This window comes from Kitasatospora sp. NPDC053308 (assembly GCF_055585785.1).
This window is the reverse complement of record NZ_JBVJJY010000015.1, coordinates 139,084-163,038: the sequence shown is the minus strand read 5'-3', so window position 1 is coordinate 163,038 and position 23,955 is coordinate 139,084. Positions and strand designations below refer to the sequence as shown.

Sequence of the window (23,955 nt, the reverse complement as noted above, 5' to 3'; positions counted from 1 at the left end):
CACACCCCACCCTGTGAAGGAGTTCTCCATGACCAAACCGTCGATCCGCCGTGCCTGGCGGGCCCTCCTGTCGGTCGGTGCGACCGCCGTGCTCTCCGCCGGCCTGCTCACCGCCACGGCCGGTACCTCGCAGGCGGCCACCCAGGGCCCGTGCGACATCTACCTCGCCGGCGGCACGCCGTGCGTGGCGGCGCACAGCACCACCCGGGCCCTCTACGGGGCGTACAACGGCCCGCTGTACCAGATCAGGCGCGCCTCCGACAACGCGACCAGGGACATCGGCCCGCTCAGCACCGGCGGGTACGCCAACGCCGCCGCCCAGGACTCCTTCTGCGCCGGCACCAGCTGCGTCATCACCGTCCTCTACGACCAGTCCGGCAAGGGCAACCACCTCACCCAGGCGCCCGCCGGCGGCGCGGCCGGCGGGCCGGACAACCTCGCCAACGCCTTCGAGGCGCCGGTCACCGTCGCCGGCCACAAGGCGTACGGCGTCTACGTCGCCCCCGGGACGGGCTACCGCAACAACACCACCAACGGCATCGCCACCGGCGACCAGCCCGAGGGCATGTACGCCATCTTCGACGGCACGCACTTCAACGGAGGCTGCTGCTTCGACTACGGCAACGCCGAGACCAACAGCCTGGACACCGGCAACGGCCACATGGAGGCCCTCTACTTCGGTGACAACAAGAGCTGGGGCTCGGGCAGCGGCAACGGCCCCTGGGTGATGGCCGACCTGGAGAACGGCCTGTTCTCCGGGGTCAACCGCGGATTCAACGCCAATGACCCCAGCGTCAACAACCGGTTCCTGACCGCCATGCTCAAGGGCGCCCCGAACCAGTGGGCCCTGCGCGGCGGCGACGCCCAGTCGGGCGGCCTGTCCACCTTCTACAGCGGCGTGCGCCCCACCGCCGGCGGCTACAACCCGATGCACAAGGAGGGTGCGATCATCCTCGGCATCGGCGGCGACAACAGCAAGTGGGCGCAGGGCACCTTCTACGAAGGGGTCATGACCCAGGGCTACCCGTCGGACGCCACCGAGAACGCGGTCCAGGCCAACATCACCGCGGCCGGCTACAGCAGCGGCTCGACCGGCACCGGCACGCTGTCCCCCGGCTCCCGGATCTCCCTGCGGGCCACCACCGCGCCCTGCTGCACCTCGCACTACCTCCGCCACGACGACGCCGACACCAAGGTCGTCATCTCCGGCACGGACTCCTCCAGCTCCGCCACCGACAAGGCCGACGCCACCTGGATCGTCCGCGCCGGCCTCGCCAACGCCTCCTGCGTCTCCTTCGAGTCCGCCGACCGGCCCGGACAGTTCCTGCGCCACTACAACTACGAGCTCTACCTGAACGTCGACGACGGCAACGGCGCCTTCGCCCAGGACGCCACCTTCTGCCCCACCGCGGGCAACAGCGGAGTCGGCACCTCCTTCCAGTCCGTCAACTTCCCGACGAAGTACCTCCGGCACTACGACTACACGGCCTACATCGCGAGCAACGGCGGCTCCAACAGCTGGGACAGCGGCACCAGCTGGGCCGCCGACACCAGCTGGCTGGTCTCCCAGCCCTGGGGCTGAGCGACCGGCGCGGCACCACCGCGCACCGGCCCGCCACCGCTTCACCGGCGGTGGCGGGCCCGGCTCGCGCCGACCGGTACGGACCACTTCCGGCCGCTGCGGACCGCTACGGACCGCTTCGAGGACCCCGGGCGCGTCAGGGCGCCGACGCGTCGACGATCCGCTCGAAGAAGAACTCGTGCTTGAGGAAGGAGACGTCGTACTCGTGACCGGGGTACGGCGGGATCAGCTGAGCGGCCTGGAACAGCCGCCAGCCGTCCCGGAGGGCCGCGACCCCCGTCTCGTACGGCGGCTCGTCGCTGTCGCCGGTGGTGGGCGAGGTGCGGCCGGTGCCGTCGTACCTCGCCCAGCCGACGACGTGGGAGTCCAGCGCGGAGTCGGAGAGGTAGAGCACCAGGACCTGCTGGCGGGCCGATGCGGTCGTCATGTCGCCTCCCTCTGGGGCCGGTTGGAGACCCTGGTCACCCAGTGGTCCAGGTCGTAGCCGTCGTCGCCGGTCAGCGCCCGCCACAGCAGGATGCGGTTGTACCGCTCCAGCCGGCCGGTCGCCCCCTCGTACCACGGGAACATCGTGTCCAACTCCGCGTCCACCCGGGGATCGTGGAGGTCCGAGGTGTCCCACAGCCGTTGTTGACGAACCGTCGGGTTGAAGCGGATCTTGAACATGTAGCGCAGCGTGTCGCTGTCGTTGCGCCGGCCGCTGTGCCAGAGGCCGTGGTGCAGAAACACCACGGTCCCGGCCGGGCAGACCAGCCGGTCCTGGCCGCGCAGGTTCTGGTAGCGGCCGGTGTCCGTCTCGTTGGTCCGGCGCAGATGGCTCCCCGGCACGCTCAGGGTTCCGCCCATCTCCAGCGTCACCGCCTGCGGGTAGTACATCAGCTGCACGTCGAAGGCGTCCGGCCGGACATCGATGATGGCATCCCCGTGCAACGCCTGGGCGTTGCCGCCGTGCGGCTCGCGGGTGTGCACGAAGTGGTGGTCCACCCAGGGCTCGGGGCCCACCAGGCTGCGCAACGCCCCGGCGACCCGCGGCAGTTCGAGCAGCCGGCGGACGAACGAGCCTTCGGGGTAGGCCACCGACAGCGGCGTCCCGTACGGCACCGGCGGAACGCCGTCGGCCAGCACCTTCAGGCCCTCGGCGTTCAGCTCCGCCGGGACCACCGCGTCCAGCCGCAGCGATCCGCGCGCGACGAAGCGCGCCATCTGCACTGAGCTGAGCAGTTCCGTCCTGTTCTCCATGGCGGCCACGCTAGGCGTGCCCACGGCCCCGCCGGGTGGGTCGCGTTCACCCAGTGGTGGTCCATTCTCACCGCGCTCGACCATGGCCCGACCATGGCCCGACCATGGCCCGGCCGTGGCTCGGACGTGGCTCGGACGTGCCCCCGCCGTACGGTGGACCGGGGTTCACGACCCTGGATCGGGCCGCGGACGCCGTGGTAGAACACGGGGCCATGGACACGGTCACCGCCCGTCTCGACGAGCCTCCGCACCTCGCCGCCGTCGGCATCGGCGTGCACGGCCCGGCCGGCCACGTGGACGTGTTCTCGCTGCCGGACCTGTGGCAGCTCCACCTGTACGGCTACGAGGCCGACTTGACGGTCGACGGTGCCCAGCACGCGGTCCGCCCCGGCCGGGTCAGCCTCGTACCGCCCGGGACGGAAGTCCGCTACCGCTACCGGGGCCGCTCCGAACACCTCTACGTCCACCTCCGCCTGGGCACCGGGGGCCCGGCCACGAGGATCCCGGTGATCCAGCCGGCCGGCCCGGAACTGGGCCTGCTCACCGTGCAGTTGCAGCAGGCGCTGGCCGCCTGGCCGCACACCCCGGCGCGGGCGGTCGCAGAGGTGTGGGGTGCCCTGTGGCGGGTCGCCGGGCTCACCCCGCCCCGGGGGCGGAGCGCGCGGGCGGTCCACCCCGCCGTGGCGGCCGCCGTGGAACTGGTCGAGGCGCGGTTGACGGAGCCCCTGACGGTGCCGGAGATCGCGAGGGCGGTCGGCGTCTCCCACAACCACCTGACCCGGCTGTTCCGGGCGGCCACGGGGCAGACGGTGGTCGGCTACATCCGGGCCCGGCGGATGGAACGGGCGCGGCACTTCCTGCGCGCCACCACGCTCTCCATCCCCGCCGTCGCCGCCGCGGTCGGCATTCCCGACCTGCAGGCGTTCAACAAGGCCTGCCGTCGGGAACTCGGGGCGTCCCCGCGCGGCATCCGGGCCGCCGGTCCCGTCCCGTAGGCCCTGTCCGCTCGGCCCGCCGGCGGCGGCGGTGCGCCTCCCGTCCTTCGGCCGTCAGGTCCACGGGAGGGCCTCTGCCGCCGGCAGGTGCTCCCTCAGCCACAGTGCGGTGCTGCTGACGTGCATCAACGCGGCGGCCTGGCTGAGCGAGGCGTCGCGGATCGACAGCGCCCGGAAGATCGCCTCGTGCTCGGCGATCGTCCGGCCGGCGGCCTGGGCGTCGACCAGGCCGCGCCAGGTGCGGGCGCGCAGCGTGCGCCCGGAGATGCCCTCCAGGACCGTGACCAGGGTCTCGTTGCCCGTGGCCGCGATGACGGCGCGGTGGAACGCGGCATCGTGGGCGTTGAGCCGCTCCACGTCGTCACGGGCGTCGCGCATGGCGTCCAGGTGCCGTCCCACCTCGGCCAGTTGCTCGTCGGAGATCCGGGTGGCGGCCAGCGCGGTGGCGACCGGTTCCAGGAGCCGCCGGACCTCCAGGAGGTCCTGCACCGCGCCGGAGTCGCCCTGCAGCAGCTCCACCGCGCCGCCGAGCCCCTCCAGGAGCAGGCTCGGCTGCAGGCTGGTCACGTAGGTGCCGTCGCCCCGCCGGACTTCCAGGACCCGGGCGACGGCCAGCGCCTTCACCGCCTCCCGGGCCAGGTTGCGGGAGAGGCCGAGCTGGGCGGCCAGCTCGGGCTCCGGCGGGAGCTTCGAACCCGGTGGCAGCGCTCCGCTGCGGATCAGCTCCCGGATCTGCGCGATGGCCTTGTCCGTCAGAGACACCGCGCACTCCTTCCGGGCCTGTTCGCGACAGGCACGTCCGACCTGATGGGTACCTCGGGGCGGAGAACGTCCCGGAGGGCCTCGGGGACGGGCGGGCAAACCGGGTCCACGTCCCCTCCGACCCGCTCCGCGGTCCGTACGCCGAGGGTGACGACGATGATACTGGGAGGCTCGGGCCGGAGGGCGCCCGCTGCCGGGGAGGCCTGGGCGCCCGCGCGGTGGTGCGCGTCGACGGGGGCCCGGGCGTCAGTGACGGGCCGTCCAGACCGGGCCGTCGGGGTAGCTGTACTCCTTGAGCGACCCCGGGTGCATCTGTGCGCTGAGCCCGGGCCGGGTCGGCGCGAGATAGCGGCCGCCGGAGACGCGGACCGGGTCGACGAAGTGTTCGTGCAGGTGGTCGACGTACTCGATGACCCGGTCCTCGGTGGTGCCGGAGACGGCCACGTAGTCGAACATCGACAGGTGCTGGACCATCTCGCACAGTCCCACACCGCCGGCGTGCGGGCAGACCGGCACCCCGAACTTCGCGGCCAGCAGCAGGATCGCGAGGTTCTCGTTGACGCCGCCGACCCGGGCCGCGTCGATCTGCACGACGTCCACCGCGCCGGCCTGCAGCAGCTGCTTGAAGACGACCCGGTTGGCGACGTGCTCGCCGGTGGCGACCTTGATGGGGCGCAGCGCCTCGCGGACGGCGGCGTGGCCGAGGATGTCGTCGGGGGAGGTGGGCTCCTCGATCCAGTACGGGTCGTAGGGGGCGAGGGCCCGCATCCACTCGATCGCGGGGGCCACGTCCCAGCGCTGGTTGGCGTCGACGGCGATGCGGACGTGCGGGCCGACCGCGGCGCGGGCGGCGCGCATGCGCCGTACGTCGTCCGCCAGGTCCGCGCCGACCTTCAGCTTGATCTGGGTGAAGCCGTCGGCGACGGCCTCGTGGGCGAGGCGGGTCAGTTTCTCGTCGGAGTACCCGAGCCAGCCCGGGGTGGTGGTGTAGGCGGGGTAGCCGCTCTCGGACAGGCGGGCGATGCGCTCCTGGCGGCCGGGCTCGGCGCGACGGAGGATCCCGAGCGCCTCGTCGGGGGTGAGGGCGTCGCTGAGCCACCGGAAGTCGACCTGGGCGACCAGCTCCTCGGGGGACATCGCGGCCAGGAAGCGCCAGACGGGCTCGCCGGCTCGCTTGGCGGCGAGGTCCCAGACGGCGTTGACGACGGCTCCGGTGGCCATGTGGATGGCGCCCTTCTCCGGTCCGAGCCAGCGCAGTTGGGGGTCGTGGACGAGAGTGCGGGCGAAGGTTCCGAGGTCGGCGCAGACCTCCTCGAGGGACCGGCCGACGACGTACGGGGCGAGGGCCGCGATGGCGGCGGCCTGCACGTCGTTGCCGCGTCCGGTGGTGAAGGCGAGGGCGTGGCCCTCCAGTCCGTCGCCGGCGTCGGTGCGCAGCACCGCGTAGGCGGCGGAGTAGTCGGGCTCGGGGTTCATCGCGTCCGAGCCGTCCAGGTGCTCGGAGGTGGGGAAGCGGACGTCCAGGACGTCCAGGGAGGTGATGACGGCGGACGACGGCATTGGCAGCAACTCCTGGGAACGGCAGGCGGTTTGGCCCTGAGGGCGATACGGCGGGTGGGCGGCCGATGACGGCCGCCCCGGTCACTCCTGGACCTTGCCGCCGGTGATGCGGGAGATGGCGAGGGCGACCAGGATGATCAGGCCGTTGAGGGCGCCGATCCACTGGGCGGGGACACCGGCCAGGGTGAGCACGTTCTGGATCATGAAGAGCAGCAGGATGCCGCAGAACGCGCCGAACACCGTGCCCTTGCCGCCGTTGAGGCTGATCCCGCCGATGACGGCGGCGGCGAAGACGGTGAAGATGTAGCCGTTGCCCTGGGCGGAGGCGACCGAGGCCAGGCGTCCGGACAGCATCAGCCCGGCGAGGGCGGCGAGTGTGCTGCCGCTGACGATCACCGTCCACAGCACCCGCTCGGTGCGGATGCCGGCCGCCTTCGAGGCGTCGAGGTTGCCGCCGATGGCGTACAGGGAGCGGCCGAAGCCGGTCCAGCCGAGCACCACGATCGCGATCGCGAACAGGGCCAGGCAGGTCCAGATGGAGGCGGGCACGCCGAACCACTCGGCGGTGCCGAGGTAGAGCATCGAGTCCGGCAGCTGGAAGAAGGTCTGGCCGCCGGAGATGCCGGTGAGGATGCCGCGCAGGACGATGAGCATGCCGAGGGTGACGATGAAGCCGTTGAGGCCGAAGCGGATGATCAGCAGCGAGTTGACCACGCCGACGAGGACGCCGACGGCCAGGGTGACCGGAACGGCCCAGGCGCCGGGGAGCAGGCCGAGCCCGTGTCCCGCACCGGCCGGGACGACCAGCCAGGCCGCGACGCCGGGTGCGAGGCCCATCGTGGACTCCAGGGACAGGTCCATCTTCTTGACGATCAGGATCATCGTCTGGGCGAGGACCAGCAGGGCCATCTCGGACATGGTCTGCAGCACGTTGACGAGGTTGTCGGCCTGCAGGAAGACGGGGTTGACGATCTGTCCGACGATCGCGATGGCGACGATCGCGGGGACGAGGGCGAGGTCGCGCAGCCGGGCCAGCGGGATCCGGCCGCCGAGCAGGGCGGTGCGCGCGGGCCGGGGTTCCGCGGCGGTGGCCGGGTCCGCGAGGACGGTGTCAGGCATCGAGGTCCACTCCTTCCATCGCGGCCACGAGCTCGTGGTCGTGCCAGCCGCGGGTCATCTCCGAGGTCACCCGGCCCTGGAACATCACCAGGACCCGGTCGCACCGGCGGAGGTCGTCGAGTTCGTCGGAGGCGATGAGCACGCCCGTGCCGGTCCGCGCCGTCTCCTCGACCTTGCCGAGGAGGAACTCCTTGGAGCGCACGTCCACCCCCGCGGTCGGGTTGATCAGCACCAGCAGGCGGGGGTCGTCCGCCAGCGCCCGGGCCATGACGACCTTCTGCTGGTTGCCGCCCGACAGCGCGGAGACGGGCAGCTCGGGGCCGGGCGTCTTGATCGCCAGCTTCTCGATCATGTCGCCGGCGAGCCGGTCCCGCCGGGCACGGCTGAGGAATCCGTTCCGGCCCAGCCGGTGGGGCACGGACAGCGTGGCGTTGTCGGCGATCGACAGGTCGGGCACGAATCCCTGGTGGTGCCGGTCCTGCGGGACGAACCCGGCGCCCGCGGCGAGCGCGGCGGGAACGCTGCCGGGCCGGGGCCGCCGGCCGGCGATCGCCAGGTCCCCCGCCTGGGCCGCCCGCAGCCCCACGACGGTTTCGGCGACCGCGGTGCGACCGCTGCCGGCGGCGCCCGCGAGTCCGACGATCTCCCCGGCGCCCACCTCGAAGGTGACGTCACGGTAGGCGCCGTCCCTGCCCAGTGCGCGCACGGACAGGGCCGGCACGGCGGTGGGGTCGAGGCTGCCGGCCCGCGCCCGCGGCCGGTCGTCGCCCGCCGGCTCGCCGGTCATCGCCGCGACCAGCTCGGTGCGGGGGAGTTCGGCGACCGGCGCGGTCACGACGTGCCGGGCGTCGCGGAACACCGTCACCATGTCGCAGATGTCGTAGACCTCCTGGAGATGGTGGCTGATGAACAGGAAGGTCACGCCCTGGCGCTGCAGGTCGCGGATCCGGTCGAACAGGCGGGTGATGGCCGCGCCGTCGAGCTGGGCGGTCGGCTCGTCCAGGATGATGAACCGGGCGCCGAACGACAGGGCCCGGGCGATCTCCACGAACTGCCGCTGCTCCACGGACAGATCGCCGGCCGGGGTCTGCGGGTCGACGTCCACCGACCAGGTCGCCAGCAGGTCCTTCGCCCGCCGGCGCACGCCCTGCCAGCTGATGAGCCGGCCCCGCCCGCGGTCGTGGCGGTTGAGGAAGAGGTTCTCGGCGACGGTCAGGGTGGGGATGATCGTGGACTTCTGGTAGACGCACGCCACCCGCTGCCGCCAGGCGTCGCGGTCGGCCGGCCGCGGCGCGGGGGTGCCGCCGAAGGCGACCGTGCCCTCGTCGGGGGCCTGCAGGCCGGTGAGGACCGACACGAGTGTCGACTTTCCGGCCCCGTTGCGGCCGACGAGCGCGTGGGTCTCGCCGGCCCTGATGGTGATCCGGGCGCCGTCGAGGGCCACCGTCGGACCGAATCGCTTGACGATGCCCGTCGCCTCGACGACGGGTGGGTCCGCCGGGGACCGTCCACCGCCCGCCGGGGCGGGCGCGGGGCTGACCGCTCGCTGCCCGTCGTTCATCTCAACCGCCTTGCCATCGTTATCCGTTGGGTCCTGACCGGGCACGTCAGCCGTGGTTGTTGCCCCACAGGGAGGGGTCGTCGCTCTTGACGCTGGGGACACCGCCGTAGGTGCCGCCGTCGAGGGTGACCAGGGGAGCGGGGAGCTGGTCCTCGAGCAGACCGGGGCGGACCTGGACGATGGTGCTGTCGTGGTCGGTCCTGCCGGGCTGGAAGGTCTTCCCGTCGATGGCGGCCTTCAGGTACTGCAGCGCGTACTGGGCGTACAGGTCGGCCGGCTGGGAGACGGTGGCGTCGATCCTGCCCGCCGCGATCGACGTGAGCTCCTCGGGGATGCCGTCGTTGGACACGACGAAGACGTGCTTCTCGTCCGTCGGGTCGACCAGCAGGCCCTTCTGCTTGAGGACCTGGAGCGTGCCGGCCAGGGCGAAGCTGGACTCCATGTAGACGCCCTTGACGTCCGGGTTGGCGGTCAGATCCGTCTGGAGCTTCTGTGCGGCGACCGCGCCGTCCCAGTTGGTGGCCTCGCCGAACACCTTGATGCCGGGGTAGTCCGCCTTCATGCAGTCGTTGAACGCCTCGGTGCGGTCCCGGCCGTTGATGGAGTCCAGGCCGCCCTCCAGCATGACGACCTTGCCCTGGCCCTTCAGCTTCGTGCCGAGGAACCGGCAGGCCTTCTCGCCGTAGGCGCGGTTGTCGGCCCGCACGACCATGAACACCTTGCCGCTGTCGGGGCGGGTGTCGATGGTGACGACCGGGATCCTCTTCGCCTCCAGCTGCGCCAGCGTCGGCGCGACGGCGGCGGTGTCCTGCGGCGCCATCGCGATCCCCTTCACCCCCTGGCTGATGAACGTCTGGGCGTTGGCGGTCAGTTTGGCGACGTCGTTCTGCGAGTTCGTGGTCTTCAGCGACAGCCCGAGCCGGCCGGCGTACCCGGGCGTGTACCGGATGTACGAGTTCCAGAAGTCGGTGTCCGAACGCGGGTAGTCGACGCCGACCAGCGGCGCGCCGCCCGACGCGGACGAGCCGCCCGCGCCGCTGCCGCAGGCACTGAGCAGTGCCAGGGCGGACAGGGCCGAGGCGGTGGAGCGGAGTGCGGTCCTGAGTCTCATCGGTACGTCCTCGCGCTGGTGGTCCCTGAGCGGGAGAGAGAGTCGTGCCGGGCGGCAGCTGACGGGTGCCGCGGCATCAGAGAGATGGGATGTATGTATAGGCGTCGCTCGGGGAGTGTGTCTAGGTGTCGATCAAAAGTGCTGAAAAATAGGCCTGTTGACGGTGATCCGGCGGTCCTGCTGCGATGGGCGGGAGTAAATCAATCCCATCAATCTGCTGCACGCCCGTTGACATCGGCGCGTGACATCGACGAACTTCGTCCGTAACCTCCGGCGGTCCAGGGGTGTACGCCTCAGACGTTCCCCCTCGCCCGGCCTGTCGCCTTCGCCCCCAGTCCAGCCAGTCCAGGGATGTCCTCATGGCGAGTTCACTGAACCGACGTCAGTTCCTCTCCACAGCCGCAGGCGTGGCCGCGGCCGCCGTCGCGGGCGGTGGCCTCGCGGCCGGCGTCGCCCGGGCGGCGCCGAGCACCTACACCCCCGATTGGACCTCGGTCGACCAGCACCCGGCGGCTCCGGAGTGGTTCCAGGACGCCAAGTTCGGGATCTACTTCCACTGGGGGGCCTTCAGCGTTCCCGCGTACGAGAGCGAGTGGTACCCGCGGAACATGTACAAGGACGGCAGCGCGGCCAACCGGCACCACATCGCGACCTACGGTCAGCCGTCGGCGTGGCCGTACCACAACTTCATCAACGGGGCGAAGGACCTCGCGGGCAACACCGTGCAGTTCGCGCCGAAGCTGAAGTCGGCGGGCGGGAACTTCGACCCCGACGAGTGGGCGCAGCTGTTCGTCGACGCCGGCGCCAGGTTCGCCGGACCGGTCGCCGAGCACCACGACGGCTTCTCCATGTGGGACAGCCAGGTCAACGAGTGGAACTCGGTCGCCAAGGGCCCGAGGCTGAACCTGCTGCAGCTGTTCGCCACGGCGATCCGCGCCAAGAACCTCAAGCTGCTGGTCGCCATGCACCACGCGTTCAACTTCAACGGCTACTACGAGAGCGCCCCCGCGCAGTCGGACCCGAGCCTCAAGAAGCTCTACGGGCAGCTGGACAGGGCGCAGGAGAACCAGCTCTGGTACGACAAGCTGAAGGAGGTCGTCGACCGCGCCCGGCCGGACATCCTCTGGCAGGACTTCGACCTGACCGGGGTCGACGAGACGAGGCGCCTCGACTTCCTGTCCTACTACTACAACCAGGCCGACTCCTGGGGCCGCGAGGTCGTCGCCACCTACAAGGACGGCTTCGACGACAAGGGCGAGGTCTTCGACTACGAGCGGGGCGGCCCGGCGGACCTCACCACGCCCTACTGGCTGACCGACGACAGCATCTCCAGCAGCAGCTGGTGCTACACGCAGGGCATCGGCTACTACAGCATCCCGCAGATGCTGCACTCCTTCATCGACCGCGTCAGCAAGAACGGCAACGTCCTGCTGAACATCGCGCCGATGGCCGACGGCACCATCCCCCAGGCGCAGAAGGACGTCCTGCTGGGCATCGGCGACCACCTGAGGCGCTTCGGCGAGTCGATCTACGCGACCCGGGCCTGGACGGTCTACGGCGAGGGCCCGACGAAGATGGGCGGTGGCTCCTTCACCACCCCGACGGCCGGCACTCCCCAGGACATCCGCTTCACCCGCGACAAGGCCGGAACCGTGCTGTACGCCACCGTCCTGGGCTGGCCCGGCAGTTCACTCACGATCAAGACCCTCGGCTCGGACCGGATCGACCTCTCGTCGCTGACCTCGGTGAAGCTGCTCGGCTCCGCCGCCGGAACCACCGTCGACCTGCCCGCACCGGTGCAGAGCGCGGCCGGCCTCACGGTCACCCTGCCGGCCTCCGCCCCGTACGGCGCCCACGCGTACGTCCTGAAGCTCGCCTTCTCGGGCACCATCCCGGCGGTGCTGCCGCCCACCGGCGCCGTCGTCTTCAAGGACGTCGGCTACACCGGCGCCTCCGCCGCGCTGACCGTGGGCGAGTACACCGCGGCCGCCCTGACCGCGGCCGGCGTGGGACCGGCCGCCATCTCCTCCCTCCGCACGTCCCCCGGCTACCAGGTCATCGGCTACTCGGCGGACGACTTCACCGGTACCGCCTGGACCTTCACGGCCGACGACCCCGACCTCAGGGCCACCGGCACCAACGACCGGATCACCTCGCTGAAGGTCCAGTTCAACCCGTCGACGTCCTTCCGGCTCACCAACGTCACCGACGGCCTCGCCCTGGACGGCGGCGGCAACGTCGCCTCCGGATCCAACCTCAAGCAGTGGACCTGGGACGGCAGCGGCAACCTCCAGTGGCAGGCGGTCGACGTGGGCGGCGGCTTCTACAAGCTGGTCAACCGCACCAACGGCATGGTCGCCGACGGCTGGGGCGCCACCACCGCCGGCTCCCCGGCCCGGCAGGCCCCGTGGAACGGCGGCACCAACCAGCAGTGGAAGATCACCCTGCGGAGCGGTGACGGCTACTCGATCGAGAACCGCACCACCGGTCTGGTCCTCGACGGCGGCGGCAGCGTCGCCTCGGGCTCCGTCACCAAGCAGTGGACCTACAACGGCAGTTCCAACCTGCTGTGGACCTTCACGGCCCTGTAGCCGGGTCGCGGCCTGCCACCGCCGGGCCGGGCGCCGTTCGGGGACGGACCCGCCCGGCCCGGCGGTCCTCGGGCGGGAAGCGCCGACGCCGGATCCTGACTCCGGATGTCTGGAGGCTGACAGAACCGGAGATTCAGGCCCGCATGGAGGTGTCCTCGGCGCGACTGCGGCCCGATGCTCGGCCACTGGCCCGAGCAGGGGGCCTCCGCCGACCCCTCCGCCGATACCACGGTGGACCCCGACCTGCCCCGAAGAACTCCGGGAACTCCTCCGGCGCGACTCCTCCCGTTCCCTGGCCCGGATCGGCCTCGACTGGCAGCTCCCCGCGCACTGGTCACAGGTCGAGTGGTTCGGCGCCGGCCCCGACGAGGCGTACCCGGACTCCCGGCAGGCGGTCCGCGGCGGGCGGTTCCGCACCACGCTCGACCGGACGCAGACGCCGTACGTGCGCCCGCAGGACCCCCGGCCCCCTCGTCCACCTGCACACCGACCACGCCGTCCAGGGCCTGGGGAGCGCCGCGTGTGGACCGGGCGTCCTGCCCCAGCACCGCCTCGAACTCGGCGCCGCGGACTTCGTCCTCCACCTCACGCCCGGCCACCGGCTCTGACACCGGAACCGGGCCGGGGTCAGCGGGGTGCGGCGATGCGGCCGAGCCCTTCGACGAGCGGCGCGTGCCCTCGGCGACCTCCTCGGCCGTCCGCCCCGCCCCGCGCGCGAGGCCCTGAAGGCGAGCCCCAATCCGCAGTCGCGCCGCCTCTCACGAAGCAGCGTGACAGGAGTGACGTCGGACGGGCCGGCCCGGACACGGCGGGTGACCGCGGTCGGCGCCGCGCCAACAGCGCTCCGGCGGAGGTCAGTCCCCGGGCTGGTGTCCGTCCCGCAGTGTCCGGTACACCAGCACGGCTGTCGCGATGCCGACGGCGAGGACGAGGACGTCGAGCCATTTCAGCACCGCGTACTGGTCGGCGTGGTTGCTGTAGACACCGCTGAGCAGCATCCGGGCCGCGGTGGCCGACACGGTCCCCGATCCTGCCGCGAGCAGCGCGTCGATCTGCCTGGTGCGCCGGGTCATCAGTGCCTCCAACTCCGTTTCGTGCGTGCCTCGTAGTGTGCTGCGGGGGCCCCGCCTGCGCCCGGCCCGAGCGCGCCCCACGTGGCGTCGCCGGGCCGGGCAGCCGGGAGCGTGGCACTTCGTGTCAGAAGCCGGTGAGCGTGGTCTTGCCGGTGACGGTGCCGGACTCCTGGAGGCGGTGGGCCTCTCGGAGGTTGGCGGCGTTGTTGGTTCCGAGGTCCTCGGTGGCGGTGGTGGTCGGGCTGCCGGCGTCCATCAGTCGTGCGGCCTGGGGAAGCAGGTGTGGGTGGGCCGCGAGGTAGCGGTCGGCGGCTTGCAGCGGCGTGAGGCCGTCGACGTTGATCAGGACGTCCAGGTCCTCCACGCCCTCGTTGCCCGGCTTGAATGCCGCGAGCCCGGCGAGCGCCTCCGGGTGGATCCGGTCGAGCGCGGCACGGCGGACCACCGGACTGGCTGCGTCGACGCTGCCCAGCAGGCCCTTCGGTTCCGCCAGCGGGCGCAGCGCGTGGCGGCGGTTGAGGTACTGGGGGCGCCAGAGCGGGATGACGAACCGCTCGCGCCGGGCGAGGCCGCGTTCGACCCGGGCGACGAACCCGGCCTCGTCACCCGGGACGAAGCGGTAGCCGGCCAGATCCAGGCCGTAGTCCACCACCATGCGGGCCGAGAAGCGGCTGATGCCGGCTCCGGGGTTGATGCCGTCGATCACCCGGGTCATCCGCTCGGCCACGTCGGGGCGGGCGAGGTCGCCGACCTCTGCGACCTCGGCGGGGGAGACGTAGGGCGGTACCGCCCAGACGCAGTACGGCTCGTAATGCGGGGTGAGGACGGCGACCTCGTCGCGGTGTCCTGCCAGGTACTTCTCGTGACTCGACGGCAGCCAGGCGGACACCAGGACATCGATCTCGCCGCGGGCCTGACGGCGGAAGAGCTCCTCGTGGGGCGCCTCCACCACGGTGACCGGGTGTCCGTACGCTTCCAGGAGCCGGCGGACGACTGCCGCGGTGCCCCGGTGGAACGACAGGGCGATCGTGCCGACGGTCAAGGGGTGCAGCCGCGTTCGGCCGGGCATGGCGACCTCTCCTTCCAGGGGGCGCGGCTGACCGGTGGTGGGACGGCCGAGGCGTCGGCGGTCCGTTCCTCCGGGCCGCATCGGTGGGCCGGACACGACGCACGGTAGGGGAGAGGCCGTGGTTACCTGCAAGGACCATTGCTACCCGATGGGTACTATTGGCCCGTGACCACCACCGCGTCCCGCGCCGGCGACTGCGTCGACCCCGCGTCCGTCTACGCCGCGGCCTGCCCCTGCCGCGACATGCTCGACCTGCTGGCCAACAAGTGGAGCGCGCTGGCTCTCGGTGCGATCGAGAGCGGGCCGCGGCGATTCGGCGAGCTGCGCGCCCACTTGCAGGGCATCAGTCCCAAGATGCTGACCCAGACCCTGCGGCGGCTGGAGGAGCACGGGCTGGTCCGCCGCGAGGTCCACGCCGAAGTCCCGCCTCGCGTCGAGTACAGCCTCACCGACCTGGGGGCGGACGCCTGCGTCCCCTTGGCGCACCTGCGCACCTGGGTCGAGCAGAACATCGACCGCTTTCCCTGAGGTTTCCCTGCGGCGCCGTTCCGACCGCATCCGGTGGCGGCCGGGTTCCGCACCGGTCCGGGCTGTTCGTCGAGACCTGCACGGCCGCACGGCTCCTCGGCTTCCACGTCCGGCCGTCACCGTCCGCCGACCTCTGCCGAGCGGACCTGGCCCGGGGCCCCTGGCTGCGCCGTACGGCTGGCAGCGGTGCGGTGCGGTGCGGTGCGGTGCCGGGCGACACGCCTGGACGGCCGGCCCCGCCGGGAGGGTCCCTGATGCCCGCCTCCGTCCGACATATACCCCCCGGGGTACACTGGAGGAGAACCGAACTCTGGAGGTGCGCACATGCAGGTCGACGACGACGCGGTCGGCGCGGTCCTCAACCGCCTTCGCCGCGCGCAGGGTCAGCTCGCCGGCGTCATCGCGATGATCGAGGCCGGGCGCGACTGCAAGGACATCGTGACCCAGTTGGCCGCGGTCTCCCGCGCTCTCGATCGAGCCGGATTCAAGATCGTGGCCAGCGGTATGCGCCAGTGCATGGCCACCGCCGACGGCGACGCGCCGCCGATGAGCGAGGCCGAGCTCGAAAAGCTCTTCCTCGCCCTGGCCTGACCTCGCGCCCGCCGGTCGGCGGCGCCGTGCAGTGCGGGCCGAGCCCCTCGACCCGCTCGCGGGCGGGGCAGCCGTCCGGCCGGACCGTGCGGGCGGGCGGGGGACACGCCGATAGGCCCGCGGTGGAACGCCGATTCCCCCTTCGGGGTTGACGTACCCTGTTTTATACCCCCTGGGGTATGCGTCCGGAAGGTGGGTCATCGTTCGAGAGGCCGACGTCGAGGCGTCCGCCGCCGTACGGGCCCGGCCGCGACGCGTCACCTGACACCCCCGGCCCCCACTTCACGATTGGAGCACCCATGGACTACGGCATTCCCCTCACCCTCGACCTGCCCTTCGACGAAGCGGTCGAGCGCGTACGCGCCGCGCTCGCCGAGCAGGGCTTCGGCATCCTCACCGAGATCGATGTCCGGGCCACCCTGCGGGCCAAACTCGGCGAGGAGATCGAGGAGTACGTCATCCTCGGCGCCTGCAATCCGGCGCTGGCCCACCGGGCCCTCCAGGTCGACCGGCGCATCGGGCTGCTGCTGCCCTGCAACGTGGTGGTGCGTGCGGCCGACGGGCGCACCGTCGTCGAGGTGATGGACCCGCAGCTGATGGTGCGGGTCACCGAGCGGCCGGCGCTCGAAGCCGTGGCCGACGAGGCCGCCGGCCGGCTGCGCGCCGCGCTGGACGTCCTCGCCGGCTGACCGCCCGTCCCGGGCCCGCTCCCGCGGGCCCTTTTTCCCGGTTTTCCATATACCCCCACCCGTATTGCGAGCCCGCCGGGCCGCCCTCGGAACGGAGCACCCCCGTGCCTCACCCGGACACCTCCCTCGTCAAGCCCCCCACCCCGGCGCCGCCCGGTCCGCCGGGCCGTGCCGGCCTCCTGGGCCGCCTCGGCGCCTGGTCGGCCGATCACTTCAAGGCCGTCCTCGTGGGATGGCTGCTCGTCGTGGTCGCGCTCGGCGCGTTCGCGCCCCAGGTCACCACCGCGCTGTCCGGCGCCGGATGGCAGGCCAACGGCTCCGAGTCCGTGAAGGTCAGGCAGGTCGCCGAACAGCACTTCGCGGGCAACGCCTCCAGCGCCCTGCAGATCGTCGTCGCCGCCGACCGGCCGGTCACCGACCCCGCCGTCCAGCAGCTCATCGGCAAAGCCGAAGCCATCGCCGCCGCCGACCCCCGGATCTCCACCGTCCTCCCGCCCCAGCCCGGCGCCACCGTCAGCCAGGACGGCCGCACCGCCATCCTGCTCGCCGGCGCCAAGGCCAACCCCGACGACATGGTCCGCGCCGCCGACGACCTCAAAGGCCCGCTGAACGCGCTGTCCGCCGACGGCGTCAGCGTCCACGCCACCGGCGCCTCCGTCCTGTGGAGCGACTTCAACAAGGCCAACCACGACGCCATGATGAAGTCCGAGATCATGTCCTGGCCGGTCACCCTGGCCATCCTGGTCCTCGCCTTCGGCTCCCTGGTCGCCGCCGGCCTGCCACTGCTGCTCACCATGGCCGGCCTCGCCGCCTCCGCCGGGTCGCTGGTGCTGATCAGCCACCTGTTCCCGGTCTCCATCTGGGCGATGAACTTCGCCATGATGTTCGCGCTCGCGCTCGGCATCGACTACGCACTCTTCCTGGTCGTCCGCTTCCGCAGCGCCCGCATGGGACGCTCACTGAACAGTGCCGAGGCGGTCGCGGAGACGATGGACACCGCGGGCAAGGCCGTGCTGCTGTCCGGGGCGACCGTGCTGGTCAGCCTGTCCGCCGTGATGCTGGTCCCGTCCCCGGCGTTCCGGTCGATGGCCGGCGGCATCATGCTCGCCGTCCTGTTCGTCCTGGCCGCCACCCTCACCCTGCTGCCCGCCGTCCTCGGCAAGCTCGGCCACCGCGTCGACGCCCTCGCCCTGCCCTGGGTCAAGTCCGGCGAACACCGCTCCCCGCGCTTCGCCGCCTGGGGCGAACGCCTGTGGAAGCACCCCGTCCGCTACGGCGCCCTGGCGCTGGCCGCCCTGATCGCCCTCGCCGCACCGGTCATCGGACTTCGCACCGCGATGCCGTCCATCACCGTCATCCCCGCGCACGACAGCGCCCGCGCCGGCTACACCGCCGTCCAGCAGGCCTTCGGCCCCGGCGCCCCTGGCACCCTGCAGATCATCACCCCCAGCGGGCAGGCCGCCTCGGTCGGCGAGCAGATCGCCCACACGCCCGGCATCGCCGGCGTCATGCCCGCCCAGAGCGCCGCCGACGGCTCCGGCTGGTCGATGATCCAGGCCGTCCCCACCGTCGACCCGTCCAGCCCGCAGCTCGGCTCCACCGTGAACACCCTGCGCGCCGAACTCCCGCACGACACCCTGGTCGGCGGCGCGGCCGTCGAGAACCTCGACCTCCAGCACCTGCTCACCCAGAAGACCCCGTTGGTCATCGGCGTCGTCATGGGACTGGGCTTCCTGCTGCTGCTGATCGCGCTGCGCGCACCGCTGATCTCCGCGCTCGGCACCGCCGCCAGCCTGCTCTCCACCGGAGCCGCCTTCGGCGTCGCCCGGCTGGTCTTCCAGGACGGACACGGCGCCGGCCTGCTCGGCTTCACGTCCCAGGGTTTCCTGGACGGTTGGGCGCCGGTGTTCTTCTTCGCGATGATCTTCGCCATCGCGATGGACTACACCGTCTTCCTGCTCGCCTCCGCCAAGGAGCACTACGAGCGCGGCGGCGACCCCAAGGAGGCCATGGTGGGCGCACTCGCCCACTCCGGCCGGGTGATCTTCGCGGCGGCCGGCGTCATGGTCGCGGTCTTCTTCACCTTCGCGGTCTCCGGGCCGCTGCCGCCCAAGGAGATGGGCATCGTCCTGGGCGTCGCCGTCCTCCTCGACGCCGCCCTGGTCCGACTCGTCCTGCTCCCGGTCATCCTCCGGCTGACCGGCCGCGCGGCCTGGCACACGCCGGCCCGGCTCGACCGGGTCCTGCCGAAGATCTCCTTCTCCCACGGCTGAGCCGCCCGGACCGCAGACGGCGGGACCGCACTCCGGCGGTCCCGCCGCCCGCGCGGGTCGCAGCGTGCGGCCATGGACGGCGCCGGTGCACCCGAGGACGGCGGAGCGACGGTGGCCGGACATGCCGCGGGCCGTGCCGGCGATCCCCGGCACGGCCCGACGGATCGGCCCTTGTTCGGCTCAGCGGCGGCGCAGAATCCTCGCCAGGAGGCCGCCGCCCTTGTCGGCGTTCCGGTCGCAGGCGCAACGGTCGGCCTTGGGGACTCCGGCGAGCACCTGGTCGACGTGCATGCCGCACCCCGCGTAGCCGGCCTTGCCACAGCTGCGGCACTTGGTACGTCGACACATCGCGGCACTCCTCGCATTCGGTCAAGGGAAGGGAACTCCTCCCTCTCACTATACCCGCGGGGGTATCCTTTCGGCCGTGAGGCCCGCTCGGGGAAGCAGCGCGACTCATCGTGCTCGCCGGGGCGCCAGCACCGTCGCCGCCCCGGACGAGCCCGGGACCGGCCTGCGGTCGGGCTCTGTCCGGGGGACCGGGAAGTGCGGTCGTGCGCCCCACCACCCCAGCGTGGCGCTCGCTCTGCAGGACGGCATCACCGGCGCCTCGACGCACCCGTCACCCGCCCCGTGGCCGAGGGACTCGCGGGCGCGCCGGGGCTCGAACCGCAGACGACTCCCGCCGCTGTTCACCCGAGCTGCTCGGCCAGCCCGACGATGATGCCCTCGGGGCCGCGGACGTAGCAGAGCAGGTAGCTGTCCTCGTACCGGGCCAACCCGCCGACGAGTTCGCCACCGTGCGTGCGCAGGCGGGCAACGGCCGTCGCGGACGGGGTCCATGCCGGGACGCGCGCGACGCGGCCGGCCACCTGCCACCACGGTGCCGGCGGGCGATGCGGTTCCTGCGCACAGGAGGCATCGGGTCGACCCGCGACCGGTCGAGAGATAACGCCCGCGTTCGGCTCCGCCCGCGTTCGACTCTGCCCGCCTCCACGCCCCCGCGGGCCCGGGCCGGGGGTCTGCGACCGGCAGGTCATGCGGATCCAGGTGTGGCGGCCCCGGTAGCGGCGTACCGGATCAGGGTTGGCCGGGAACGGAGCGCCGAAGGCAATCAGGTCGACTTCGCGGGCCTGCGCGAAACCGGTGCCGCTGCGCACGCGGCGGCCCGCCCGGGGCACCCAGGCGGGCCGCACTCCACCCATTGAATGCCGCAGGTCAGCGCACGTTTCCGCGGGGCTTGAGAGGGAGGCCCGGGAGTTCGGGGGCGGGGAGGCGGTCGCCCGGGTAGCCCTCGACGGCGCCGAAGCGGGCGGGGTTCGCGGAGCTCATCCACTCTTCGCGGGCCCGGGCGATGTCCTCGTGGGTGCGCCCGATGAAGTTCCACCACATGACGATCCGTTCCTCGAAGGGCGTGCCGCCGAGGAGGATGAGCCGGGCGTCGGTGTCGCCGGTGTTGGTGAGGGTGATCGTGGTGGGGCCGGGGGCGAGGTAGCCGAGGTCGGCCGGGTGCAGCGGGGTGCCGGCGAAGCGGACCTCGCCGCGGTCGACGAGGAGGCCGTGCTCGAAGGCGGGGTCGACGTCGAGGGTGACGGTGGCCTGGGGCCGCAGGGTGAGTTCGGCGCCGAGCAGCGGGGTGAAGGTGGGGACGGGGGAGGTGTCCCCGGCCAGGGAGCCGAGGAAGACCCGGGCCTCGCCGCCGTCCAGGGCGACGGGGGCGGGCGCGTGGTGGTGGAAGTCGCGGCCGGTGTGCCGGTGTTCCTCGGGCAGGGCGACCCACAGCTGGACGCCGTGCAGGGTGGTGGTGGCCGGGGTGGAGACCTCGGAGTGGGCGATGCCGTGGCCGGAGGTCATCAGGTTCACCTCGCCCGGGCGGACGAAGGCGTGGACGCCGAGGCTGTCCCGGTGCTCGATCTCGCCGGTGAACAGCCAGCTGACGGTCTGCAGGCCGGTGTGCGGGTGCGGGGCGACGTCCATGCCGCCGGTGTGGGCGACGTCGTCGGGGCCGTAGTGGTCGACGAAGCACCAGGCGCCGATCAGGGTGCGGGAGCGCTGCGGCAGCGTCCGGCGTACGGTCATCGCGCGCGGACCGCCGAGCGGGACGTCCCGCGGGGGCAGGACCTCCACCTGCGGTCCGGCGGCGTGCGGTGCGGCGAGGTCGGATTCGGCGGTGCTCACGGTGGTGGTCCCCTCCCGGATGGTGGCGGCGCTCTCCGGCGGCGCCCTTCCAATGTAGTTCTATATTCAACTATCATGCCATGGCAGAGTGGCACGCGATAGTGATCAATCTAGTGACAGCGGCCCCGAGGAGTTCAGGTGAGTGATGTGACGGTGGTCTCGGCCGACCGACGGGTGTTCATCGACAAGCAGAGCCCGCAGGCGTACAAGGCCCTGGTCGCGGCCGCCGAGGCGACCCACCAGGTGGCCGCCGAGGCCGGACTGGACCGTCGGCTGGTCGAACTCGTCAACCTGCGGGTGTCGCAGATCAACGGCTGCGCCTTCTGCCTGAACGTGCACACCAGGGCCGCGCTGCGCGAGGGCGAGACGACCCAGCGGCTGGGCGTGCTCCCGGCGTGGCGGGACACCGAGCTGTTCGACGCGCGGGAGCGGGCCGCGCTCGCCCTGGCCGAGGCGACCACCAGCCCGGCGGACGCGGCCGCGCAGGAGGCCGCGTACGGCCTGGCGCGGGAGGCGCTCAGCGAGGCGGAGATCTCGGCGGTGGTGTGGGTGGCGATCACCATCAACTCCTTCAACCGGGTCTCCATCCTGAGCAAGCACCCCGTCCGCCCGGCCCCGGCGCGGTAGGGCCCCTCGGGGCGGGAGGCCTCCGCTCCTGGCCCGGCTCCCGGGCCTCCAGGCTCCTGGGCCTCCAGGCTCCCGGGCCTCCAGGCTCCTGGGCCTCCGGCCTCCGGCGTAGGCCCTCCTCATGTGGGTGTACGACCGGCTCCTCCTGGCGGAGGATGACCGGTCGTCAGGCGGCGGCGAGGCTGGGCGTCGAGGGCGGGGGAGTGCCCGCCGCGGCCGAGGGGTGGGGACGCATGGCACAGGGTGCGGGACGTTCGGCACGGCTTGGGAGTCGGCCGGCGCGAGGTGCGGCGACCGCCCTGGCGGCGGCGGTCTGCCTGGCGCTCGCCGCACCGGTCGCCTCGGCGGGTGCCGCCGAGCCGGCCGGCGAGCCCGTCGGACAGCAGCAGGACGGCGGACAGCAGACGGGCGGCGCACAGCAGACCGCCGACCGCCGGGCGGCGGCGCTGCGGGCGGTGACCGGGGCGGGCGCGGTCGCCGCGATCGCCGAGGTCAGGGACCACAACGGGCTCTGGCACGGCGCCGCGGGCGTCTCCGACCTGGCCACCGGCGCGCCGGTCCGCACCGACGGGCGGTTCCGCGCCGGCAGCATCACCAAGATGTTCACCGCCACCACCGTGCTCCAACTGGTGGGGGAGGGCCGGATCGGCCTGGACGACCCGGTCGAGCGCCACCTGCCGGGCATGCTCCCCGACGGCGCGCACATCACCGTGCGTCAGCTGCTCAACCACAGCTCCGGCCTCTGGGACCCGACCAACGAGAAGGGCGGGCTCTTCCCCGACCCGACCGACCCGGCGGCCGTCCGAAACTGGCTGGACCAGGGCGGCCTGACCCGGCCGATCACCCCGGCGCAGGTGGTCGCGGCCTCGGTGGCGCACGCGCCCGCCTTCCCGCCGGGCACCTCCTGGGGCTACTCCAACGTCAACTACACCCTGCTCGGCATGATCATCGAGCGGGTCACCGGGCACGGCTACGCCCAGGAGATCACCAGGCGCCTGCTGCGCCCGCTCGGCCTGAGCGGGACGTACTTCCCGGGCACGGCCACCGACATCCGCGGCCCGCACGCGCACGGCTACCTCACCCTCGTCGAGGGCCCCGGCCCGGCGGACCGCAGCGACCGGGACGTGACGGTGGCGAGCGTCTCCTGGGCGAACGCGGCGGGCGAACTCGTCTCCACCCTGAGCGACCTGAACCGCTTCGAGCAGGCCCTGACCGGCGGCCGGCTGCTCCCGCCCCGGCTCATGAAGGAGATGACCACCACGATCCCGATCGAGGTCGACGGCCGGCCCACGGGCCTGAGCTACGGCCTGGGACTGGCCCGGTGGCAGCTGTCCTGCACAGTGGTGTGGGGCCACGACGGCGGGGTGGCCGGCTACAACACGCAGCTGTGGAACTCGGGGGACCGGCAGGTCGCCCTGTCCGTCACCCCGCGCGGCGACGGGTCCCAGCTCCAGGCGGAGGCGGAGGCGGGGTACGGCTTCCTGGAGCAGGCCTTCTGCGGCACCCGGTGACACCGCGGGCCCGGGTGCGTCGCCCGGCGGTCTCGGCGGTCTCGGTCGGGCGCCCCGCCGAGACCGCCGAAGCCGGGGTGTCCGACCGGGCCGTCCGCCGGTGGCGGAGAATGACCGGCGTGACGGACACGGCGCTCAACCTCTGGAAGCAGCCACTCGGCCGGGTGCCCGAGGAGGTGTGGCAGCGCACCGACCTGACGGTGCTCATCCTCGCCGACACCGGGATCTCCGAACTGTCCGCGTCCATCGGGCGGTTGACCGCGCTGCGCACCCTCGACCTCGGGCACAACAGGCTCACCGAGGTCCCCGCGCAGCTCGGCGACCTCACCGGGCTGCGCGACTTCCTCTACCTGCACGACAACGCGTTGACCGCCCTCCCGGACACCCTCGGCCGGCTCACCGCGCTGCGCTACCTCAACATCGGCGAGAACCGGCTGACCGAACTCCCCTCCGCCATCGGCGAAATGGCCTCCCTGGTCGAACTCCGGGCGCAGCACAACCGGCTCGCCGCCCTGCCCGACGAACTCGGAAAGCTCGCTGCGCTCCGCGAACTGTGGCTCCGGGGAAACGAGTTGACCACCCTCCCGGACTCCGTGGCCGGACTCGCCGAGCTGCGTGAACTGGAGCTCCGGGAGAACGCCCTCACCGAGATCCCGGCGGTGCTCGCCGGACTGCCGCGGCTGCGCCGGCTCGACCTGCGCGGCAACCGGATCACCGAACTGCCGCGCTGGCTCACGGGACCGCAGGCCCCGGGCGCGCTTCCCGCTCTGGAGAAGCTGGACCTGCGGTGGAACGACGTACGGCTGCGGGACGGGGCACTGGAGGCGTTGGACGCCCGGGGGTGCGTCGTCCTGCACTGAGGCATCGGCCCGGAGAGGTCGACCCGGCGGGGCCGACCC

At 72.4% G+C, this 23,955-nt stretch carries 21 protein-coding genes and 2 pseudogenes; 11 read left to right on the top strand and 12 right to left on the bottom strand.

What is annotated here, in order from left to right; all coding sequences use genetic code 11:
- Positions 1–28 precede the first annotated feature (28 nt).
- On the top strand, positions 29–1,582 hold the full coding sequence (locus tag ACZ6Y7_RS28315) for an alpha-L-arabinofuranosidase B (RefSeq protein WP_465760767.1): 1,554 nt from the start codon (positions 29–31) through the stop codon (positions 1,580–1,582).
- A gap of 136 nt (positions 1,583–1,718) precedes the next feature.
- Here ACZ6Y7_RS28315 and ACZ6Y7_RS28310 read toward each other — a convergent pair whose 3' ends face one another.
- Both ACZ6Y7_RS28310 and ACZ6Y7_RS28305 read right to left on the bottom strand, forming a co-directional pair.
- Complete coding sequence (locus tag ACZ6Y7_RS28310) at positions 1,719–2,009, bottom strand: hypothetical protein (RefSeq protein ID WP_465760766.1); 291 nt, start codon at positions 2,007–2,009, stop codon at positions 1,719–1,721.
- Positions 2,006–2,821, bottom strand: coding sequence for a phytanoyl-CoA dioxygenase family protein (locus tag ACZ6Y7_RS28305; RefSeq protein ID WP_465760765.1), 816 nt, complete (start codon positions 2,819–2,821; stop codon positions 2,006–2,008). The genes ACZ6Y7_RS28310 and ACZ6Y7_RS28305 overlap by 4 nt, the downstream gene beginning before the upstream one ends.
- Positions 2,822–3,033: 212 nt before the next feature.
- Here ACZ6Y7_RS28305 and ACZ6Y7_RS28300 point away from each other — a divergent pair, with 212 nt between their 5' ends.
- Positions 3,034–3,816: a helix-turn-helix transcriptional regulator gene (locus tag ACZ6Y7_RS28300; RefSeq protein ID WP_465760764.1), complete on the top strand. Its 783-nt coding sequence runs from the start codon at positions 3,034–3,036 to the stop codon at positions 3,814–3,816.
- A 54-nt stretch (positions 3,817–3,870) separates the two neighbouring features.
- Here ACZ6Y7_RS28300 and ACZ6Y7_RS28295 read toward each other — a convergent pair whose 3' ends face one another.
- The 5 genes from ACZ6Y7_RS28295 to ACZ6Y7_RS28275 all read right to left on the bottom strand — a co-directional run bounded on the left by ACZ6Y7_RS28295 (position 3,871) and on the right by ACZ6Y7_RS28275 (position 9,929).
- A complete protein-coding gene (locus ACZ6Y7_RS28295; protein WP_465760763.1) occupies positions 3,871–4,578 on the bottom strand; it encodes a FadR/GntR family transcriptional regulator in 708 nt (235 codons plus the stop codon).
- Positions 4,579–4,824: 246 nt separating this feature from the next.
- A complete protein-coding gene (locus ACZ6Y7_RS28290; RefSeq protein ID WP_465760762.1) occupies positions 4,825–6,138 on the bottom strand; it encodes an enolase C-terminal domain-like protein in 1,314 nt (437 codons plus the stop codon).
- Between the two features lie 81 nt (positions 6,139–6,219).
- Positions 6,220–7,257 (bottom strand): ABC transporter permease, encoded by a 1,038-nt coding sequence (locus ACZ6Y7_RS28285; protein WP_465760761.1) that lies wholly within the window; start codon positions 7,255–7,257, stop codon positions 6,220–6,222.
- Complete coding sequence (locus ACZ6Y7_RS28280; protein WP_465760760.1) at positions 7,250–8,818, bottom strand: sugar ABC transporter ATP-binding protein; 1,569 nt, start codon at positions 8,816–8,818, stop codon at positions 7,250–7,252. The genes ACZ6Y7_RS28285 and ACZ6Y7_RS28280 overlap by 8 nt, the downstream gene beginning before the upstream one ends.
- A gap of 46 nt (positions 8,819–8,864) precedes the next feature.
- Positions 8,865–9,929 (bottom strand): sugar ABC transporter substrate-binding protein, encoded by a 1,065-nt coding sequence (locus tag ACZ6Y7_RS28275; protein WP_465760759.1) that lies wholly within the window; start codon positions 9,927–9,929, stop codon positions 8,865–8,867.
- 359 nt (positions 9,930–10,288) lie between these two features.
- On the opposite strand from ACZ6Y7_RS28275, the gene ACZ6Y7_RS28270 reads away from it, so the two are divergent.
- Both ACZ6Y7_RS28270 and ACZ6Y7_RS28265 read left to right on the top strand, forming a co-directional pair.
- The gene (locus ACZ6Y7_RS28270; RefSeq protein ID WP_465760758.1) at positions 10,289–12,520 is read left to right on the top strand and encodes an alpha-L-fucosidase; all 2,232 of its coding nucleotides are present in this window, start codon (positions 10,289–10,291) and stop codon (positions 12,518–12,520) included.
- 109 nt (positions 12,521–12,629) lie between these two features.
- Positions 12,630–12,920, top strand: a pseudogene (locus ACZ6Y7_RS28265) (beta-galactosidase small subunit-related protein); the annotation flags it as partial.
- 454 nt (positions 12,921–13,374) lie between these two features.
- On the opposite strand, the gene ACZ6Y7_RS28260 reads toward ACZ6Y7_RS28265, so the two are convergent.
- Together ACZ6Y7_RS28260 and ACZ6Y7_RS28255 are read right to left on the bottom strand one after the other, a co-directional pair.
- Positions 13,375–13,593: a hypothetical protein gene (locus ACZ6Y7_RS28260; RefSeq protein WP_465760757.1), complete on the bottom strand. Its 219-nt coding sequence runs from the start codon at positions 13,591–13,593 to the stop codon at positions 13,375–13,377.
- Positions 13,594–13,717: 124 nt separating this feature from the next.
- Complete coding sequence (locus ACZ6Y7_RS28255) at positions 13,718–14,662, bottom strand: glycine betaine ABC transporter substrate-binding protein (protein ID WP_465760756.1); 945 nt, start codon at positions 14,660–14,662, stop codon at positions 13,718–13,720.
- A 165-nt stretch (positions 14,663–14,827) separates the two neighbouring features.
- On the opposite strand from ACZ6Y7_RS28255, the gene ACZ6Y7_RS28250 reads away from it, so the two are divergent.
- The 4 genes from ACZ6Y7_RS28250 to ACZ6Y7_RS28235 all read left to right on the top strand — a co-directional run bounded on the left by ACZ6Y7_RS28250 (position 14,828) and on the right by ACZ6Y7_RS28235 (position 18,743).
- Positions 14,828–15,190 (top strand): winged helix-turn-helix transcriptional regulator, encoded by a 363-nt coding sequence (locus ACZ6Y7_RS28250; protein WP_465760755.1) that lies wholly within the window; start codon positions 14,828–14,830, stop codon positions 15,188–15,190.
- Positions 15,191–15,514: 324 nt separating this feature from the next.
- Complete coding sequence (locus ACZ6Y7_RS28245; RefSeq protein WP_030245376.1) at positions 15,515–15,781, top strand: metal-sensitive transcriptional regulator; 267 nt, start codon at positions 15,515–15,517, stop codon at positions 15,779–15,781.
- Between the two features lie 299 nt (positions 15,782–16,080).
- Complete coding sequence (locus ACZ6Y7_RS28240; RefSeq protein ID WP_465760754.1) at positions 16,081–16,470, top strand: DUF302 domain-containing protein; 390 nt, start codon at positions 16,081–16,083, stop codon at positions 16,468–16,470.
- Between the two features lie 104 nt (positions 16,471–16,574).
- Complete coding sequence (locus ACZ6Y7_RS28235; RefSeq protein WP_465760753.1) at positions 16,575–18,743, top strand: MMPL family transporter; 2,169 nt, start codon at positions 16,575–16,577, stop codon at positions 18,741–18,743.
- A gap of 180 nt (positions 18,744–18,923) precedes the next feature.
- On the opposite strand, the gene ACZ6Y7_RS28230 is transcribed toward ACZ6Y7_RS28235, so the two are convergent.
- The 3 genes and pseudogenes from ACZ6Y7_RS28230 to ACZ6Y7_RS28220 form a co-directional block, all read right to left on the bottom strand.
- Positions 18,924–19,091 carry a hypothetical protein gene (locus tag ACZ6Y7_RS28230; protein WP_465760752.1) on the bottom strand — a complete coding sequence of 56 codons (168 nt, stop codon included), beginning with the start codon at positions 19,089–19,091 and terminating at the stop codon, positions 18,924–18,926.
- Positions 19,092–19,432: 341 nt separating this feature from the next.
- Positions 19,433–19,561: pseudogene (locus tag ACZ6Y7_RS28225) on the bottom strand (VOC family protein); the annotation flags it as partial.
- Positions 19,562–19,958: 397 nt separating this feature from the next.
- Positions 19,959–20,918 (bottom strand): pirin family protein, encoded by a 960-nt coding sequence (locus tag ACZ6Y7_RS28220; protein ID WP_465760751.1) that lies wholly within the window; start codon positions 20,916–20,918, stop codon positions 19,959–19,961.
- Positions 20,919–21,056: 138 nt separating this feature from the next.
- On the opposite strand from ACZ6Y7_RS28220, the gene ACZ6Y7_RS28215 reads away from it, so the two are divergent.
- From ACZ6Y7_RS28215 to ACZ6Y7_RS28205, 3 genes are all read left to right on the top strand, one after another.
- A complete protein-coding gene (locus ACZ6Y7_RS28215) occupies positions 21,057–21,545 on the top strand; it encodes a carboxymuconolactone decarboxylase family protein (RefSeq protein ID WP_465760750.1) in 489 nt (162 codons plus the stop codon).
- A 233-nt stretch (positions 21,546–21,778) separates the two neighbouring features.
- Positions 21,779–23,056, top strand: coding sequence for a serine hydrolase domain-containing protein (locus ACZ6Y7_RS28210; protein ID WP_465760749.1), 1,278 nt, complete (start codon positions 21,779–21,781; stop codon positions 23,054–23,056).
- Between the two features lie 119 nt (positions 23,057–23,175).
- Positions 23,176–23,916 carry a leucine-rich repeat domain-containing protein gene (locus tag ACZ6Y7_RS28205; RefSeq protein WP_465760748.1) on the top strand — a complete coding sequence of 247 codons (741 nt, stop codon included), beginning with the start codon at positions 23,176–23,178 and terminating at the stop codon, positions 23,914–23,916.
- Positions 23,917–23,955: the final 39 nt, after the last annotated feature.

Bases quoted from the DNA above. Each gene is read 5' to 3' on its own strand.
- ACZ6Y7_RS28300 (WP_465760764.1), top strand. From the start codon at position 3,034: ATGGACACGGTCACCGCCCGTCTCGACGAGCCTCCGCACCTCGCCGCC.
- ACZ6Y7_RS28315 (WP_465760767.1), top strand. From the start codon at position 29: ATGACCAAACCGTCGATCCGCCGTGCCTGGCGGGCCCTCCTGTCGGTC.
- ACZ6Y7_RS28290 (WP_465760762.1), bottom strand. From the start codon at position 6,138: ATGCCGTCGTCCGCCGTCATCACCTCCCTGGACGTCCTGGACGTCCGC.
- ACZ6Y7_RS28280 (WP_465760760.1), bottom strand. From the start codon at position 8,818: ATGAACGACGGGCAGCGAGCGGTCAGCCCCGCGCCCGCCCCGGCGGGC.
- ACZ6Y7_RS28270 (WP_465760758.1), top strand. From the start codon at position 10,289: ATGGCGAGTTCACTGAACCGACGTCAGTTCCTCTCCACAGCCGCAGGC.
- ACZ6Y7_RS28285 (WP_465760761.1), bottom strand. From the start codon at position 7,257: ATGCCTGACACCGTCCTCGCGGACCCGGCCACCGCCGCGGAACCCCGG.
- ACZ6Y7_RS28245 (WP_030245376.1), top strand. From the start codon at position 15,515: ATGCAGGTCGACGACGACGCGGTCGGCGCGGTCCTCAACCGCCTTCGC.
- ACZ6Y7_RS28210 (WP_465760749.1), top strand. From the start codon at position 21,779: ATGGCACAGGGTGCGGGACGTTCGGCACGGCTTGGGAGTCGGCCGGCG.
- ACZ6Y7_RS28255 (WP_465760756.1), bottom strand. From the start codon at position 14,662: ATGCCCGGCCGAACGCGGCTGCACCCCTTGACCGTCGGCACGATCGCC.
- ACZ6Y7_RS28240 (WP_465760754.1), top strand. From the start codon at position 16,081: ATGGACTACGGCATTCCCCTCACCCTCGACCTGCCCTTCGACGAAGCG.
- ACZ6Y7_RS28305 (WP_465760765.1), bottom strand. From the start codon at position 2,821: ATGGAGAACAGGACGGAACTGCTCAGCTCAGTGCAGATGGCGCGCTTC.
- ACZ6Y7_RS28275 (WP_465760759.1), bottom strand. From the start codon at position 9,929: ATGAGACTCAGGACCGCACTCCGCTCCACCGCCTCGGCCCTGTCCGCC.
- ACZ6Y7_RS28310 (WP_465760766.1), bottom strand. From the start codon at position 2,009: ATGACGACCGCATCGGCCCGCCAGCAGGTCCTGGTGCTCTACCTCTCC.
- ACZ6Y7_RS28260 (WP_465760757.1), bottom strand. From the start codon at position 13,593: ATGACCCGGCGCACCAGGCAGATCGACGCGCTGCTCGCGGCAGGATCG.
- ACZ6Y7_RS28230 (WP_465760752.1), bottom strand. From the start codon at position 19,091: ATGTGTCGACGTACCAAGTGCCGCAGCTGTGGCAAGGCCGGCTACGCG.